18 protein-coding genes are annotated in these 16,068 nt (G+C 32.1%); 8 read left to right on the plus strand and 10 right to left on the minus strand.

Annotation, left to right across the window (positions count from 1 at the left end):
* Nucleotides 1-4: 4 nt before the first annotated feature.
* The 5 genes from BMY33_RS12220 to BMY33_RS12240 all read right to left on the minus strand — a co-directional run bounded on the left by BMY33_RS12220 (nt 5) and on the right by BMY33_RS12240 (nt 4,622).
* Nucleotides 5-1,732: a phospho-sugar mutase gene (locus tag BMY33_RS12220; protein ID WP_091408809.1), complete on the minus strand. Its 1,728-nt coding sequence runs from the start codon at nt 1,730-1,732 to the stop codon at nt 5-7.
* A gap of 143 nt (nt 1,733-1,875) precedes the next feature.
* Nucleotides 1,876-2,823, minus strand: coding sequence for a glycosyltransferase family 2 protein (locus tag BMY33_RS12225; RefSeq protein ID WP_091408812.1), 948 nt, complete (start codon nt 2,821-2,823; stop codon nt 1,876-1,878).
* Nucleotide 2,824: 1 nt separating this feature from the next.
* On the minus strand, nt 2,825-3,334 hold the full coding sequence (locus BMY33_RS12230) for a DUF4199 domain-containing protein (RefSeq protein WP_091408815.1): 510 nt from the start codon (nt 3,332-3,334) through the stop codon (nt 2,825-2,827).
* A gap of 119 nt (nt 3,335-3,453) precedes the next feature.
* Nucleotides 3,454-3,981 carry a DUF4199 domain-containing protein gene (locus BMY33_RS12235; RefSeq protein ID WP_091408817.1) on the minus strand — a complete coding sequence of 176 codons (528 nt, stop codon included), beginning with the start codon at nt 3,979-3,981 and terminating at the stop codon, nt 3,454-3,456.
* A gap of 110 nt (nt 3,982-4,091) precedes the next feature.
* Nucleotides 4,092-4,622, minus strand: a complete 531-nt coding sequence (locus BMY33_RS12240; protein ID WP_091408819.1) for a DUF4199 domain-containing protein — start codon at nt 4,620-4,622, stop codon at nt 4,092-4,094.
* Nucleotides 4,623-4,856: 234 nt separating this feature from the next.
* Here BMY33_RS12240 and BMY33_RS12245 point away from each other — a divergent pair, with 234 nt between their 5' ends.
* From BMY33_RS12245 to BMY33_RS12255, 3 genes are all read left to right on the plus strand, one after another.
* A complete protein-coding gene (locus BMY33_RS12245; RefSeq protein WP_091408821.1) occupies nt 4,857-5,345 on the plus strand; it encodes a hypothetical protein in 489 nt (162 codons plus the stop codon).
* A gap of 94 nt (nt 5,346-5,439) precedes the next feature.
* Nucleotides 5,440-5,691 (plus strand): type B 50S ribosomal protein L31, encoded by a 252-nt coding sequence (locus BMY33_RS12250; protein ID WP_027392055.1) that lies wholly within the window; start codon nt 5,440-5,442, stop codon nt 5,689-5,691.
* 107 nt (nt 5,692-5,798) lie between these two features.
* Nucleotides 5,799-6,977 (plus strand): GlmU family protein, encoded by a 1,179-nt coding sequence (locus BMY33_RS12255; RefSeq protein WP_091408824.1) that lies wholly within the window; start codon nt 5,799-5,801, stop codon nt 6,975-6,977.
* 64 nt (nt 6,978-7,041) lie between these two features.
* Here BMY33_RS12255 and BMY33_RS12260 read toward each other — a convergent pair whose 3' ends face one another.
* Together BMY33_RS12260 and BMY33_RS12265 are read right to left on the minus strand one after the other, a co-directional pair.
* Nucleotides 7,042-8,121 (minus strand): hypothetical protein, encoded by a 1,080-nt coding sequence (locus tag BMY33_RS12260; RefSeq protein ID WP_091408827.1) that lies wholly within the window; start codon nt 8,119-8,121, stop codon nt 7,042-7,044.
* Nucleotides 8,122-8,236: 115 nt separating this feature from the next.
* Nucleotides 8,237-9,757: an ABC transporter substrate-binding protein gene (locus BMY33_RS12265; protein WP_091408830.1), complete on the minus strand. Its 1,521-nt coding sequence runs from the start codon at nt 9,755-9,757 to the stop codon at nt 8,237-8,239.
* 242 nt (nt 9,758-9,999) lie between these two features.
* Between BMY33_RS12265 and mtaB the strand changes: the two genes are divergently transcribed.
* Complete coding sequence (mtaB, locus tag BMY33_RS12270) at nt 10,000-11,313, plus strand: tRNA (N(6)-L-threonylcarbamoyladenosine(37)-C(2))-methylthiotransferase MtaB (protein WP_091408833.1); 1,314 nt, start codon at nt 10,000-10,002, stop codon at nt 11,311-11,313.
* A gap of 114 nt (nt 11,314-11,427) precedes the next feature.
* Here the strand turns inward: mtaB and BMY33_RS12275 are convergent, their stop codons facing one another.
* Nucleotides 11,428-11,730, minus strand: coding sequence for an N-acetyltransferase (locus tag BMY33_RS12275; protein ID WP_027392050.1), 303 nt, complete (start codon nt 11,728-11,730; stop codon nt 11,428-11,430).
* Nucleotides 11,731-12,022: 292 nt separating this feature from the next.
* On the opposite strand from BMY33_RS12275, the gene BMY33_RS12280 reads away from it, so the two are divergent.
* From BMY33_RS12280 to BMY33_RS12290, 3 genes are all read left to right on the plus strand, one after another.
* Nucleotides 12,023-12,682: an alpha/beta fold hydrolase gene (locus BMY33_RS12280; protein ID WP_091408835.1), complete on the plus strand. Its 660-nt coding sequence runs from the start codon at nt 12,023-12,025 to the stop codon at nt 12,680-12,682.
* A gap of 72 nt (nt 12,683-12,754) precedes the next feature.
* Nucleotides 12,755-13,702, plus strand: coding sequence for a lytic transglycosylase domain-containing protein (locus BMY33_RS12285; protein ID WP_091408837.1), 948 nt, complete (start codon nt 12,755-12,757; stop codon nt 13,700-13,702).
* 70 nt (nt 13,703-13,772) lie between these two features.
* The gene (locus tag BMY33_RS12290; protein ID WP_091408839.1) at nt 13,773-14,141 is read left to right on the plus strand and encodes a sulfite exporter TauE/SafE family protein; all 369 of its coding nucleotides are present in this window, start codon (nt 13,773-13,775) and stop codon (nt 14,139-14,141) included.
* Nucleotides 14,142-14,160: 19 nt separating this feature from the next.
* Here the strand turns inward: BMY33_RS12290 and BMY33_RS12295 are convergent, their stop codons facing one another.
* Nucleotides 14,161-14,985 carry a TlpA family protein disulfide reductase gene (locus BMY33_RS12295; RefSeq protein ID WP_091408842.1) on the minus strand — a complete coding sequence of 275 codons (825 nt, stop codon included), beginning with the start codon at nt 14,983-14,985 and terminating at the stop codon, nt 14,161-14,163.
* 149 nt (nt 14,986-15,134) lie between these two features.
* Nucleotides 15,135-15,650 (minus strand): hypothetical protein, encoded by a 516-nt coding sequence (locus BMY33_RS12300; protein ID WP_091408845.1) that lies wholly within the window; start codon nt 15,648-15,650, stop codon nt 15,135-15,137.
* Nucleotides 15,651-15,824: 174 nt separating this feature from the next.
* Between BMY33_RS12300 and rpmH the strand changes: the two genes are divergently transcribed.
* Nucleotides 15,825-15,983, plus strand: coding sequence for a 50S ribosomal protein L34 (gene rpmH, locus BMY33_RS12305; RefSeq protein WP_081414554.1), 159 nt, complete (start codon nt 15,825-15,827; stop codon nt 15,981-15,983).
* Nucleotides 15,984-16,068 lie beyond the last annotated feature (85 nt).

A 16,068-nucleotide genomic window follows, 5' to 3' on the forward strand; every position in this document is an offset into this window, starting at 1 on the left:
TCATTTAAGTTAACTGTAAATCTTTTTTGATTGCTGCTATTTTAGTGTTCAGTTTTTGTTCCACAGTATCAAAAGCTGACAAATCGTCAATAGATTCTTGTACACTCATATAGAACTTAATTTTTGGTTCAGTTCCACTTGGTCTTGCGGCTATTTTACTTCCTGCTTCAGTATAAAAAATCAATACATTAGATTTTGGGATTTCAATCAAATGTTGAGTTTTATCTAAAGTATTTGTTGCTATGCTTGTTTGATAATCTTCAATTAATACAATTTTTTCTTCAGCGATCTCAGTAGGAGGATTGTTTCTTAAATCGATCATTGTTTGCTTGATTTCCTCAGCTCCTTTTATTCCTTTTTTTACAAGAGAAACAAGGTTTTCTTTGTAAAAGCCGTGATCAACGTATAAATTTAATAGCTCTTTATAAAATGAACTTCCATGAGATTTTGTGTACGCAACAATCTCGCAGGCTAAAAGGGTAGAGGTAACGGCATCTTTATCTCTAACGAAGTCACCTACCATAAAACCAAAGCTTTCTTCGCCACCACCAATAAAGTGCTTGTCAGGGAAGTCTTTGATCAGTTTAGCGATCCATTTAAAACCAGTAAGTACTTCTTTATACTCTACTTCATAAGCAGCCGCAAGATTTTTCATCATTGGAGTGGATACGATAGTAGAGGCAATAAATTCGTTTCCTTTTATTCCTTTTGATTTATAATGTTTTAATAAAAACCAAGTCATTACGATCATGGTTTGATTTCCGTTAAGTAATTGTAATTCTCCATTACTATTTCTAACGGCAATCCCTAATCGGTCGCAATCTGGATCTGTTCCGATTACAATATCGGCATTCACTTTTTCGGCAAGTGCTGTTGCCATTGCAAGTGCTTCTGGCTCTTCTGGATTTGGAGATTTTACAGTTGGGAAATTACCATCAGGCACTTCCTGTTCTTTTACAATATGCACATTGTTGTATCCTGCCTTCTTCAAAGTTTCAGGAACCGCAGTGATGGATGTGCCATGTAGTGAGGTAAATACAATAGTTGTATTGTCTTTTGCTTCTTGTGTAGCTGCAAAACTTCCATTTTTTACACTATTCTCTATAAAAGGAGTATCAATTTCTTTATCTATTTTTTTTATAAGTTCTGTATTTGCATCAAACTTAATATCAGCATAATTCAGAGTGTTTATTTCGGCAATGATTTCGCCATCTTGTGGTGGTACTAATTGTCCTCCATCTTGCCAATAAACTTTATATCCGTTATATTCTGGAGGATTATGACTAGCAGTTAACACGATTCCGCAATGACATCCTAATTCTTTTACAGCATACGAAAGTTCTGGTGTAGGTCGTAAACTAGAAAACAAATATACCTGTATTCCATTGGCAGAAAATACATCCGCTACCAATTGTGCCAGTGTATCACTATTATTTCTACAATCGTATGCGATTACAGCCTTTGCTTGTTCACCAGGGAATTGTTTCTGTAAATAATTGCTTAACCCTTGTGTACTTTTTCCTAAGGTGTATTTATTTATGCGATTTGTTCCTACTCCCATGATACCCCGCATACCACCAGTTCCAAACTCTAAGTCTTTATAAAAACTCTCCTTTAATATTTCGGAGTCTTGTTGTTGTAGTTTTACAATTTCTTCTTGCGTTTGTTTGTCAAAAACAGGCGATAACCATTCTTGGACTCTAGTGTGGATTAAGGATTCTGAAACTTGCATTTGTTTAGGTTTTGTTGATAAAAGTACTATTTAATTTTGTTAGAAAATTCCTGTAAAAAGGAAGAATCACGTTAAATTTAGGTTATTTAATAATGTAATGATAAAAGGGGTGTTTGTCTAAATTTTTATCATACAATAGAGGGTTATAAATGTATTTTTTCCGAAATATGATATCGCTCCTTATCACGTTTGCTGGTTAACATAATTTCTCCTAGAAAACCAGCTAAGAAAAACTGTGTTCCTAGTATCATCGATGTCAAAGCGATATAAAATTCTGGTCGTGAGGCTATCAATCTTCCTGTTTTTTCTATAAAGAGTTTGTCTATCCCTAAATATAATGAAAAACAAAAACCTATTATAAAAAGGATTGTACCAATTAGACCAAAGAAATGCATAGGTCGTTTCCCAAAACGAGACATAAACCAAATGGTGATCAAATCTAAGAACCCATTTACGAAACGGTTCATCCCGAATTTAGTTTTTCCGTATTTTCTAGCTTGATGTAGAACTACTTTTTCACCGATTTTATTAAATCCGGCATTTTTTGCTAATACAGGTATGTAACGATGCATTTCTCCATGAACATCTACCTGCTTAACTACTTGATTTTTATATGCTTTTAATCCACAATTAAAATCGTGTAATTTTAAACCAGATGTTTTTCTTGCTGCTGCATTAAAAAGTTTAGATGGTAAGTTTTTGGCAATTACAGAATCATATCGTTTCTTTTTCCAACCAGATATTAAGTCGTATCCATCTTTAATGATCATGTCATACATTTCCGGAATCTCCTCTGGATTATCTTGTAGATCTGCATCCATAGTAATGATTACACCTCCTTGCGCTTCTGCAAAACCAGCATGTAACGCTTGCGATTTACCATAATTCTTAAGGAATTGTATTCCTTTTACATTTTGATCTTTTTTTGATAAAGAGGTAATAGTATCCCAAGACTTATCGGTACTACCGTCGTCAATAAAAAGAATTTCATACGTATATTTGTTAGATTGCATCACTTTTACAATCCAATTATAAAGTTCAGTAAGTGATTCTTGCTCGTTAAGCAATGGTATGACTACAGAAATATCCATACTATGATGATGCTACTTTAGTTTTGAAAACGGAACCTGCAATTAATGATATCACAGTCCCAATAAATATAAACCATATGGTATACATAATGACACCGATATAGGATTTACTACTATCTTGATTTTCTAAATTTTGTTTCACCTGATCCAATTGCTCGGGAGTAAACTGTTCTGTAAAACGCAATGTCATATTGGTTTGAAAATCAGGATCTATATAAACGTCATATATATATGCCATAGAACAGTAACACAAGCCAACTATACCCATTATTATAATCCCAACTTTTAATGCATCAGTAATATTTAATACACTTTTATGTGTTTTATACTTTTTGATTACATATATAATGATAACAATCTCCAATATCAACGCAATCAAAAAAGTAAGATAATATAAGATGGGAGATATGTTTAATATTCTTGATAGGTAATCCAACGCTACTCTGGCAATACCTGTTAATATAGCTACACCAAGAATGTAAGTAAGAAAATTTTTATGAGAAACCCCCATTGATAATTTAGTAAAATGATTTGGTTGACAAATATAGGTATTCCATTTATAGAAAATTACATAAAAAAATTGGATTGCCGTTTAGGCAATCCAATTGTATTTTTTACTTTATGTATGTTCTAGTATAAAGGCTCTTTCTTTTTTATTGCTAAAGAAGCTAATAACCCAATAATGATGTATATAAGCATTCCCCAGAACCAACCTTTTATTTGATTAACAAGGCTAAACTGATTTTCTTCTTCCATTTTAGCTACTGCTTTCTCAATTTCAGATTCTGGTGTTCCGAATTTTTCCATAAAACCAACGGTAGATTCTATAACCTGTTCATTAATCGCAGTGGCAGCATCTGGATCAACTGCAACATATATTAAAATAGTTACGACAGTACTTATTAAGGTACCAATTGCAACGGTAATTAGATACGAAGTGAATGCTTTTTTAAAGTCTATAAAACCTCCAAGTAACTTTCTACTTTTTACTGCAGATATGATACCAAAGACGATGATCATTAGCGATAATCCAATTCCGGCCATCCAATTAGTATACATTCCTTGATATACAGTATAGGCAAGAACAGTTACAAGTGATAGGACTACTCCTAAAATAACTCCAAGAGATATCGCATTAGATTTAACAGATTTTTCCATAATTATATAGTTTTGGTTATTTAGATATAACACATAAGTACACAAATTTACGAATTTGTTACATTTTGCTCAGAAAAATATTGATATGGATAATTAAATGTGGAGTAGGGTTACTTAAATGGATCTCTCTTTTTTCTTATGATGAGGCCAGAAACAAGGGATATTAGGAATCCTACAATTAAATCCTCAATGAAACCAAGAAGAATCCAAGACATCGCAGAAGTGTTTCTCTGAGTCATTTTAATTTTTTTTTCAATTTCTTCTTGAGTAAAATTGGCTGATGACTCTGCAACTTTTTTAATCTGAGCATCTTCCAATTGCGTAATGATTTCAGGGTCTATGTAATGGATTAGTAAAACTTCCCAGCTTGTTAATAGTATCCCTCCTAAAATTGATATTCCAACACCTATTTTTAATGCTTCCAGTAAACTTATAAAGTTGTTGTTTTTTGATTTAAAGACCAATAAACCGGTCATTATACTACCTATTGTGATAAATGAAAGTAAGATTAAATGAAATAAGCCTTGATTAGTATAATTTCCTCTTAAATACGTAGTAAGACTAAAAATGACACTTATAATACCGAAAATAACTCCGTATTTTAAAATATATTTTTTTATAGGAATACTCTTACTTTTCATTGAGTTATTTTGGATTTTCTTAACATTTTGAATAGTCAAATATAATAAAATGTTAGTTGCAAGATAGTTATTTTCTATTTTTTAGACTTGTGATTGATAAAAAAAGACTATATTTACGTTATAGAATTACGGTTAAACCATCGTTTTTGTTGTTTTTTACAAGTCAAAGATAATAAAAGTCAAGATGCACTTTAGCCGCTTTTTTTAGCTTTTTAACTCCCAAAATATTGTAATATGAAAACAAAATTACTTTATCTAGCAAGTTTTATGCTTGTATTAATTACATCTTGTTCTGTGGAAGAAACTACTGATCAATTATCAGAACAAGAAAAAGAATTGAAAGTGGAAAATCTTGTAAAATTATTTGTTGAAGATGTAGTTCCTTCTTCTAGTTACAGCAAATTCATAAATGATTTACAAACAAAATCATCCAGTGGATTAACAGAAGAAGAATTAAATCAAATGGAACAAGAATTCTTAAGTACACAGAGTGAAGAGTTTTTGGAACTTTATTATTTTGTTGTAAATCTTAATTTAACAGAAGATGAGTTAAGAGAAGTTGTAATTGCATATTTCTCTTTTACTAAGAGTAATTCTAATGCTTCAAAGGATAGTGATGATGATTGTACTAATGCTGAAAATGGTCCTCAAACTTCTTTTTTATCAATATTAGGAAGGATTTTGTGTGAGATTTCAAATTATGAAAGTACAGGAAATAACTAATTACTATTTATTCCCAAAATAATTTATTTCATTTCATCTTGCTATTTTATAAATAATGTTTAAATTTGCACCTCGAAAATGATAATATAATATAATGAGAAAAGATATTCACCCAGATAATTATAGACTAGTTGCCTTTAAGGATATGTCAAATGATGAAGTTTTTTTAACTAAATCTACTGCGAATACTAAAGAAACACTTGAAGTTGATGGTGTTGAGTATCCGTTAGTGAAATTAGAAATTTCAAGAACTTCTCATCCTTTCTATACAGGTAAATCTAAACTTATCGATACTGCAGGACGTATCGACAAGTTCAAAAACAAATATGCTAAATTCAAAAAGTAATTTAGTACACAACGATTTTAAGAAGCCTTTCTTTTCAGAAAGGCTTTTTTGTTTTTATACGTTACCGTATTTTTGATTCGCAATACAAATTTTTCACTTTTAGAGTTATGAATTATATTCTTTTTGATGGAGCTTCCAGAAATTCACTTCTTCCTTTTACGTATACCAGACCTGTTGCTGATATCAGAATCGGAATTTTGACTATTCGAGAGAAATGGGAAAAACATTTAGGGTATGCTACTTCTACGATTACTGAGGATTATCTTAGTGAGAAATATCCAATGGTAGAATTAGAGGAGAACGTAATGATCAATGCTTCATTTCTGCCAACAGAAAATTTAGCAAAGATGGTTTCAAATTTAGAGCCAGATCAAGCTATTTTTTATGATGATGAGCCAATTGCTTTTTATGCAAAAGAAGATCAAGAGGTAAATTTTGATGTGTATGAAGTGATACAATATAATTACGATGTATTTACGGTTAAATATACTTGGGATATTTTTTCTAAAAATGAACGGGCAATTAAAGAAGATTTTGATTTGTTGACTAAGGATAGAGAAAGTCAACCGATACCAGAAAGTAATAATGTAATTGCATCGGAAAAAGTTTTTTTAGAAGAAGGTGCTAAATTAGAGTTTACTACGCTCAATGCTTCTGCAGGACCTATTTATATTGGTAAGGATGCAGAGATTATGGAGGGGAGTTTAATCAGAGGGCCTTTTGTGTTGTGTGATCATGCTACTGTAAAAATGGGCGCTAAAATATATGGAGGAACTACAATTGGCCCCCATTCTAAAATAGGAGGAGAGGTTAGTAATTCTGTGGTGTTTGGATATTCTAATAAAGGGCATGATGGTTTTATAGGGAATACAGTATTAGGGGAATGGTGTAATCTTGGTGCAGACACCAATACATCAAATCTTAAAAATAATTATGCTCCAGTGCGATTATGGAGTTATGAAACTGAAGGTTTTGCAAAAACAGGACTGCAGTTTTGTGGATTAATGATGGGAGATCACTCTAAATGTGGTATTAATACAATGTTTAATACGGGAACTGTAGTAGGAGTAAATGCTAATGTATTCGGAAGTGGATTTCCGCGTAATTTTGTGCCTAGTTATAGTTGGGGAGGAAGTAGTGGTTTTACTACGTATTTGACCAAAAAAGCTTTTGAAGTAGCAAAAGTAGTGATGTCTCGACGCAGTATTGAATTAACTGAAGAAGATCAAAAAATCTTAGAACATATTTTTGAAGAAACAAAAATATGGCGAAAGAGTTATGAGTAATAAAAACCCCATCTTAATAAAAAAGATGGGGTTTTAGTTTTATAGTATTTAGATAAAAGAAATGTTATCTATTAAAATGAAATTCTGCAGTGTACGTCTCCTGGTCATCGTCATAATCTCCTTCGATAATAAGACTGTCAGTTACAGTTGCTTTACCATCAAATAAAAGATATCCGTTTTCTTCGATACCTGTTGAAGGATCTCCATTAACAGTTTCTGTATATTCAAACTCTACTAAAGTTAATTTTCCTTCTTCTTCATCATATGCCCAATTCCCTCTAGAACTATATAATTCTTCAGCTTCAGTTTCAAAAGTTGCTGTACAAGTTTCTCTTGTAGCTTCGTAATCCAAATTGGTGTAATTGGTTGTCTCTACATAAGTATAAGTACCATCAGCATTAAATGTTATAGGAAGTGATAAAAGAGTATCACAATAAGCATCTTCTATCAATAATTCTGTATCATTTGCACAAAATACAGTAGTTTCATCACATTCTTCTGCGCCGATAGTATCTTCTGTAACTCCATTTCTAGTTCTTTTTGTGTAGTTCCAAGTACCAACTAAGTTAGGATTTCCTCCCCACGCTTCTACTTCTACACATACTTCTACTGGCTGACTAATATTTCCATCAGTATCATAAATACATATTAGGTAACAAAAAGTACCAGCAGATACGTTGTCTTCAAAATCTACATCAATTTCAATTTCTTGATCATTTAATCTGTTTGTTTGCTCGCTAAATAATCCTTTTCTTTTTTCATTGGTAACTACATTTGATCTACCAGGAATAGAAACATTCCAGTATTCATCAGCTGTTGTTCCATCTTCGGATTGCACCTGGATATAAGCTCCTGCATAATTAGATGGTGCGTCAAAAGTAATATCGAAACCATTTTTCTGAAAACCAGATTGCGAAGTTTCGTCTAAGCTAAAAGGTAGTGTTCCAGTAGGTGTTGGTGCATTTCCAGAAACTTGCGTTCCGTTGTCAATGATAATACCTCCAGATACGTCATCAGGATTAAGAGAGATTTCTTCTGTTGGATCCGGAGTAACTGTTACGATTCCTGAGTTAGAGTCATCGTCACTACAAGATACTGCTGCTAGCATTAAGGATGCTAATGCAAATACATAGGTTTTTTTCATAAGATTTTGGTTAAAATAATATTAATTGATGGCGAATATAGTAAAAAACATCGATTAAGTGTGTTTTTTAGTCGATAAAGTGTTTCGTTCTTCGTTAGGAGGAATTATAAAAGAGTTATTTTTCTTTCCAAACGCGTTTTAGAACTAAGAAATTTTGCGGATTATTGGTTAATCCTTTTACATTTTTCCGGGTAAAACGAACTACTTGATCGTAGTACAGAGGTACGATAGGAGCGTGGGCAATTACAATCGAATCCATTTTAGCGTAATACGCTTCCCGTATTTTTATATCCTTAATAGAAAAGCTTTCTTCATACAATCGATCAAAAGTTTCATTCTTAAAATGTGTGTAATTAGGACCGTTAGGTGTAAAATTCTTGCTATAGTATGGTGATAAGAAATTTTCGGCATCTGGATAATCTGCGATCCAACTTGCTCGGAATACATCTAATTCTCCGCTCCATTTCTTTTTTCTTATCGTAGATGGAGGCATTACATCCACAATAATATTAAGTCCGATCTTTTCTAGTTCACGTTGTATAAATTCACAAATACTTTGATAATTACTATCGGTTGCAATGCTAATGGTTGGGTTTTGGTTTCCGGTAAGTTTGATATATTCTTTAATGAGTTTACGAGATTTTTTTGGGTTATAGGTAAATCCCTTTTGATTATTAAATCCAGGTAAACCTTTTGGAATAAAACCATTGGTGGCAGGAGTTCCAACACCATTTTTTAGATACGTAATCATTTTTTCTCTGTCAAAACCATAGTTAATAGCTTTGCGTAGTAGTTCGGATTTTACTTCATCTTTGTCTCCATCCAAGTAGAATCCAAGATACTCGGAGTTTAGATATGGTCCTTTGGATAAGTTTACTTGATCTTTATATTTATCTCTAAGTTTTCCGCTTGGAGTTAATAATTCATCTTTATACGATGCATCCAAACTATTTAAGAAATCAATTTCTCCTTTCGCGAATTGCAAAAATTCGGTTTGTTTATCTGGCAAGAAAGTTACGGCCACTGCTTCTAAGTATGGTAATTGTTTCCCGTTCTTGTCTTTTTCAAAATATAGTTCATTACGACGTAAGACTAATTTAACGTTCTCTTCCCATAATTTAAATTTAAATGGTCCAGTACCAATAGGGTTTGCTCTAAAGTCACTTCCGTAGAAGTCAACAATTTCTTTTGGGACAACGGAACAATAGCGCATGCTCATTAATCCTAAAAATGCTGGGAAAGGCTTTTTTAATTGTATCCGGAATGTAGTGTCATTGACTGCTTTGTACGTGTCTACATTTTTTAAAACCCAGTTTCCGGGAGATGCTACTTTTGGATCATTTAATCTATCAAAACTGTATTCGAAATCATTAGCAGTTACGATTCGTGTACTATCTGTGGTTTTAAATTCAGCGTGTTTATGAAACTTTACGTCGTTTCTTAAAATGAAAATATAAGTTAGATTATCATCTGAAATTTCCCAATCTTTAGCGATATCTGGTTGTATGTTTAAGGAATCATCAAGTTGGATTAGGCTATTAAATAGTTGATTGGTGGGCCAAATAATAGATGGATTACGTGCAAACGCGGGGTCTAGCGTAAGTGTATTAGAGTATTCATTGTATCTAAATACCATATGATCTTCATTTTCTTCAGAAGGGCTACTGCAAGAAAAGCATAGTGTGCATAGATAAGCTATTGTTAAATAGTGAATTATATAAGTTAATTGGTTGATTTTCAATTTTAGTAAACGGATTATTGTTGGTATCTTTGACGGCTTTTAATTAAGATACTAACGAAGGTCGGGATCTTTTGGTTAAAAACAAGTGTAAATATAAATAGATTTCTGTCTTTGCAGAAATGACTTCATAATTGTTAATGAGAAAGAAAGTAGCTTTTTATACCTTAGGTTGTAAACTGAATTTTTCAGAAACCTCTACTATTGCCAGAAATTTTACAAACGAAGGGTTTGATCGTGTGGATTTTTCTGAAAACGCTGATATTTATGTAATAAATACTTGCTCTGTTACAGAAAATGCTGATAAAAGATTTAAAACAATTGTAAAGCAGGCTCAAAAGGTGAATCCGGATGCTTTTGTAGCTGCAGTTGGTTGCTATGCGCAATTAAAACCAGAAGAATTGGTTGCGGTGGATGGAGTGGATTTAGTGCTAGGCGCTACCGAGAAATTTAAAATTACCGATTATATTAATGACTTATCTAAGAATGAATTTGGAGAAGTTCACTCTTGCGAAATTGAAGAAGCAGATTTTTATGTAGGGAGTTATTCGATAGGCGATCGCACTAGAGCTTTTTTAAAGGTTCAGGATGGTTGTGATTATAAGTGTACATATTGCACGATTCCTTTAGCTAGAGGTATTTCACGTAGTGATACATTACAAAATGTATTGAAAAATGCGAAAGAGATTTCGGAAAAAGGTATTAAAGAAATTGTACTTACTGGGGTTAATATTGGTGATTATGGAAAGGGAGAGTTTGGTAATAAAAAGCACGAACATACTTTTTATGAATTGGTACAAGCTCTTGATGAAGTAAATGGTATAGAAAGGCTTCGTATTTCATCTATAGAACCAAATCTTTTGAAAAATGAAACGATTGATTTTGTGTCAAAATCAAGAACATTTGTACCTCATTTTCATATTCCTTTACAATCGGGTAATGACGAGATATTGAAACTGATGCGTCGTAGATACATGAGTGATTTATATGTAGATCGGGTGCGGAAAATAAAAGAAGTAATGCCTCATGCTTGTATAGGAGTAGATGTTATTGTTGGTTTTCCTGGGGAAACAGATGATCATTTTTTAGATACTTACAATTTTTTATCTGAATTAGATATCTCGTACTTACACGTATTTACCTATTCTGAGAGGGAGAATACGGTTGCTGCTTCGTTAGAAAATGTAGTGCCGCAAGATGTGAGAAAGAAAAGAAGTAAGATGTTACGAGGTTTATCTGTTAAGAAAAGAAGAGCTTTTTATGAAAGTCAGTTAACAACAGAAAGAACAGTGTTGTTTGAATCGGAAAATAAAGAAGGGTATATTCATGGATTTACAGAGAACTATGTAAAAGTAAAGATGCCTTGGGATCCTTCTTATGTAAATACATTATGTCGTGTACAACTAACCGATATTGATGATGATGGCGTGGTTAGGTTTGAGCTTTTAGGATAATACATTTTTAACTATTAGAAAGTAATTCTAATAATCATATGTGATCTGAATGATAAATTAAAATATAAAAAAAACCTGCTCTAGAGCAGGTTTTAATGTTTTTAAAAGATACTTCTATATGTTGATTCCAACAGGAAGAAGGTCTTTATATTTTCTTCTATTCTTTCGCATAAATTTTGCGATAATAGGGCTTGTAGGAACAAGTCTAATATTACGTTCTTCGATAATATTAAAAACAGCTACTATAAATTCTTCAGAATATCCCTTTTCCATCTGTTCCTCGCTCATCACGAGTTTTGTAAGGAATATTTTTCTCTCTTGTTGAGCATACTCGATCTTTGATTTCTGACCTTCAATAGTAGTCTCGAATTGTCTTAAAAATTCGTTGTCTACTATTTCTAATTCCACATCGCTCATGTTCTCCATATTTTTTTTAATTTACTATTGATAAAAATTAAAATGGGTTCTAAACATACAGTTTGTTGTTTACAGAAATTTGATAAAATTTATAAAAAATTACGATATTGTGAAGATCAAATTTTAGTATCACTAGCTTTGCCTAACTAAGATTTGTTAGTTAAAATTTTCCCTTTTACAATAATTTAATATCCTCTTTACTTTTTTCTGATAAAGTATTACTATAGTTTTGAGCTGCAAAGATAAGAAAATTAGAACTTTAAACGTATAAACCATTGTTAAAATACCTAGTATGAAGGAAGTTACCCATGTTTATTTTGTTCCTGGTATGGCTGCAGACGTATCTATTTTTGAATATATAAAATTACCTGAAGAAAAATATAGAACATATACCATCTCTTGGAAGATTCCTGAAAAAAATGAATCTATCGAATCCTATGCAAAACGAATGTGTGAAGAGATTGAACATAAAGAATGTGTTCTTATAGGTGTTTCTTTTGGAGGAATTATGGTTCAGGAAATGAGTAAGTATCTTAATGTTAGTAAATTGGTTGTGATTTCTAGTGTGAAGACAAAGCACGAATTGCCGAAGCGAATGAGACTTGTTAGAAAAACAAAAGCTTATAAATTGATGCCTACATCGTTAGTTTCAAAAATAGAGAATTGGGAAAAATTAGCCTTTGGAGATTTTGCGAAAAAGAGAGCCGCCATGTATCAGAAGTATTTATCGGTAAATGATAAGACTTATTTGGATTGGGCGATAGAGAAGATAGTTTGTTGGGATCAAGAAGAGGTTATTGAGGGGATTGTACATATCCATGGTACTAAGGATATTGTTTTTCCTATTAATTATATTGATAACTGTATAACCGTAGAAAAAGGGACTCATGTGATGATTATTAATCGTGCGCGCTGGTTTAATAAGCATTTACCAGAAATAATTGAGAATTAATTGCCAATATTCCAATATTTTACATTATTTTGGAAACTTAAGAATTTATTCCCCAATAAAACCTACTTAAAGATGAAGATGATAAAAAAAATGCTAGTTTTTTTAGGTGTACTATTTACTTTTAGTATTCTAGTAAATGCTACACAACAAGAACCTCAGAAACCAATTGCTCAGGAACTTTTAGAAGAGAAATTGATTAATGACTACAATGTTTACGCAGTTCCCATGCCTGATAACATGAATTTTGCAGGAGAATTAGTTCCTGTAGAAAATCCTGATATTCGAGAACGAATGGATAGAGAATTGTTGGTTAATACATATTGGCAATCTAATGGGTTATTGCTTTTTAAAAGAGCTAATAAATATTTCCCTATCATAGAGCCTATATTGAAAGAAGAAGGTGTTCCTGATGATTTTAAATATCTGGCAGTTATAGAGAGTAGTTTGACTCAAGCAGTATCACCTGCTAGAGCTACAGGTTTCTGGCAAATATTGAAAAATACAGGAAAAGAATATGGTTTAGAAGTAAACAACAATGTAGATGAACGTTACCATATCGAAAAGTCAACAAGAGTTGCTTGTAAGTATTTAAAGAATGCTAAAAAGCGTTTTGGAAGCTGGACTTTGGCAGCAGCAGCTTATAATGCTGGTCCTGGAGGAATAAATAAGCAATTAAAAAGACAAAATGCTACTACGTATTATGATCTTCTTTTAGGTCAGGAAACAGGGAGGTATGTTTTTAGAATTACAGCAGTAAAAGAGATCCTAAGTAATCCTAAAAAGTATGGGTTTAACTTTACTAAAAATGATTTATACGAGTATATTCCTACTTTTAATGTTTTAGTTGATGAACCAATAGTAGATTTTAATGAGTTCGCTGCTAAATATAATATCAATTATAAGATTTTGAAATTACATAACCCTTGGTTGCGTGAAACTCATCTTAATAATGGTACGGGAAAGGAGTATTTAATTAAAATTCCGAGAGAAGGGTATTATAAAACTGGACTAGGACAATAATATCTAGTGCTTATCTAAATTATTTCTACATTTTATGTTGCCACATCTACAATTATTGTAAAATTGTAGTATGGATACAATGACAGTTATTTCATTAGTAGTTATAGGGCTATTGGCTGGCTTTCTTAGCGGCACTATGGGTATTGGTGGTAGTGTAGTAATGATACCTCTGTTAATATTATGGGTTGGATTTACACAGCATCAAGCGCAAGGTACAAGTCTTGCGGTACTTTCTGTACCTGTAACTTTATTGGCGGCTTTCAACTACTATAAAGAAGGTCACGTAAATTGGAAGTTCGCCGCTATAATGGCGATTACTTTTATTATAGGAGGCTATTTGGGAAGTAAGTTTGCAGTTTCTCTAAATCAAGCGACTTTGAAAAAAATCTTTGGTGGGATTCTTTTACTTGTGGCCTTAAAAATGATTTTTGGGAAATAAATAAAAATATAAATAATTCTTATCTATTGTTTCCTCTCTGATTGTTTAAAGAATCTTTCTCTCGTCTATAACGCTCATATTCTTCATCTATATCGCGTTCTTCTTGTGTTCTTGAGTCACCTTTAACTTTAAGCTCTTTTTTATCTTCCTCTGCGGGAACAGCTAATGCACCTTTGGCATCAAGATCAGCTATTAAAAGAGAAACCCCTTTAGATAGAGAATTATAATGTATTGTATAAGAGTTACTGAGAGTTTCGCTAGAATGATGAGTAACAATTTTACGAATATCTAACAATTTTTTATCGCTATCCATAAAGTACATCATAGGGAATCCAAGAGAATGCTTCAGGTTGTTAATGATGTAGGAATTCTGATTAGTAAGTTCATTAACATATAATAGTTGAATGTTTTCACTGTACTCACCAACTTTTTCCTTCAGTCTCTCTTTTGTGTCCCAGAATAAGACAATGAAATCTATTTGATCATGAAATTTATCCGATAAGTCATTCAGTGCTGGTATTTCTCCAATACCAGGAACACACCAAGTGGCATATGTAATTAGGAATATAGGTTTTTCAATTTCTTTAAAAGAGATAGGTTCGCCTTTTAATGGACTCATTTTAAAATCATCCATATAAGTTCCTACCAGATGATTTTGAACAAGTGAATCAAATAAGAATTTGGCATACTCTAGATCTTGATCTTTATATGCTTCATTACTTTTTAGATTATATTTTTTGATGTGAGCTGCAACAGCAATTGAAAAAGGAATCTTTCTTTCTAACTGTCCAAAAGCATTTCCTATATATAAAAAAAGTATTCCTAGAATTAATATTTTCTTCATTACAACTTTATTACGCGAGCTAAAGTACTATAAAGTCTTTAAAAATAACAGTTTTAGTATCTTAAAACATTATTTAGTCAATTTAGCACTACCCTTATTTTTACCCTATAAACTACTAGATAACGTAATTATAGGAGCAATTAGTGTGCCTAAATCTTTTTCATTTGTTGTTTCATCATAGTGATTTGCTCCTTTAGCATGCCGTGTTTGTCTAATTTCTTAGCTTCAGTAAGTAAATTTTGAGCTTCTCTCTTCCTTCTTTTCGTCATGGCAATACCAGCAAGATTAAGTTTAGCTACTGCTAAATCTTGATTCATAGATAATCCTAACTTAATTGCTTTCTTTAAATATTTTTCTGCTTGTGTGATGTTAGTCTGGGATAGCATGATACCTAAAAGGTAGTTGTAATAACCTTGTTGTTTTGTGGTAAGAGCACTTTCAGGATCCTTAATTCTATCTAACCATTTTTTTGCTCCTGGGAAATCTTGTTTACGTAACCTTAAAAATGAAAGTAAAATTAATTCATTTTTAAAATACAAAAACACAAAAATAGAAGCTAGTAAAATTAGCATAATTCCGTTTCCAATATATCCTTCTATCATTTGCCAAACGGCAGTACCAACAATTAATGCTGCAATTACTAATTTAATATTTTTGTTGTACATAAAATGTATTATTTTTTTTGTCGCGGCAAAGGTAATAAAAACAATTATAAATATTTTGATATTTAGGTTTGTGAAAGTAAAAACTCTTCGTATATTTGCCCGCAGTTTTGGGATGAGATTCCAACTAGTTTTACAAAAAAGAGATTTCAAGAAGATATATAAAGATAGATAGCAATGAAAAGAACGTTTCAACCATCGAAGAGAAAGAGAAAAAACAAACACGGTTTTAGAGAGCGTATGGCTTCTGCTAATGGTAGAAAGGTCCTTGCTCGTAGAAGAGCTAAAGGCAGAAAGAAGCTATCTGTTTCTTCAGAATTAAGACATAAGCACTAATGATTGTAGTGCGACGAAAATATTTAAGGTGTTACTTTTAGGAGTAACGCCTTTTTTTATATCTAGTTGATTCCTAAATTATTTT

The organism is Aquimarina amphilecti, from assembly GCF_900109375.1.
GTDB classification, from domain to species: domain Bacteria; phylum Bacteroidota; class Bacteroidia; order Flavobacteriales; family Flavobacteriaceae; genus Aquimarina; species Aquimarina amphilecti.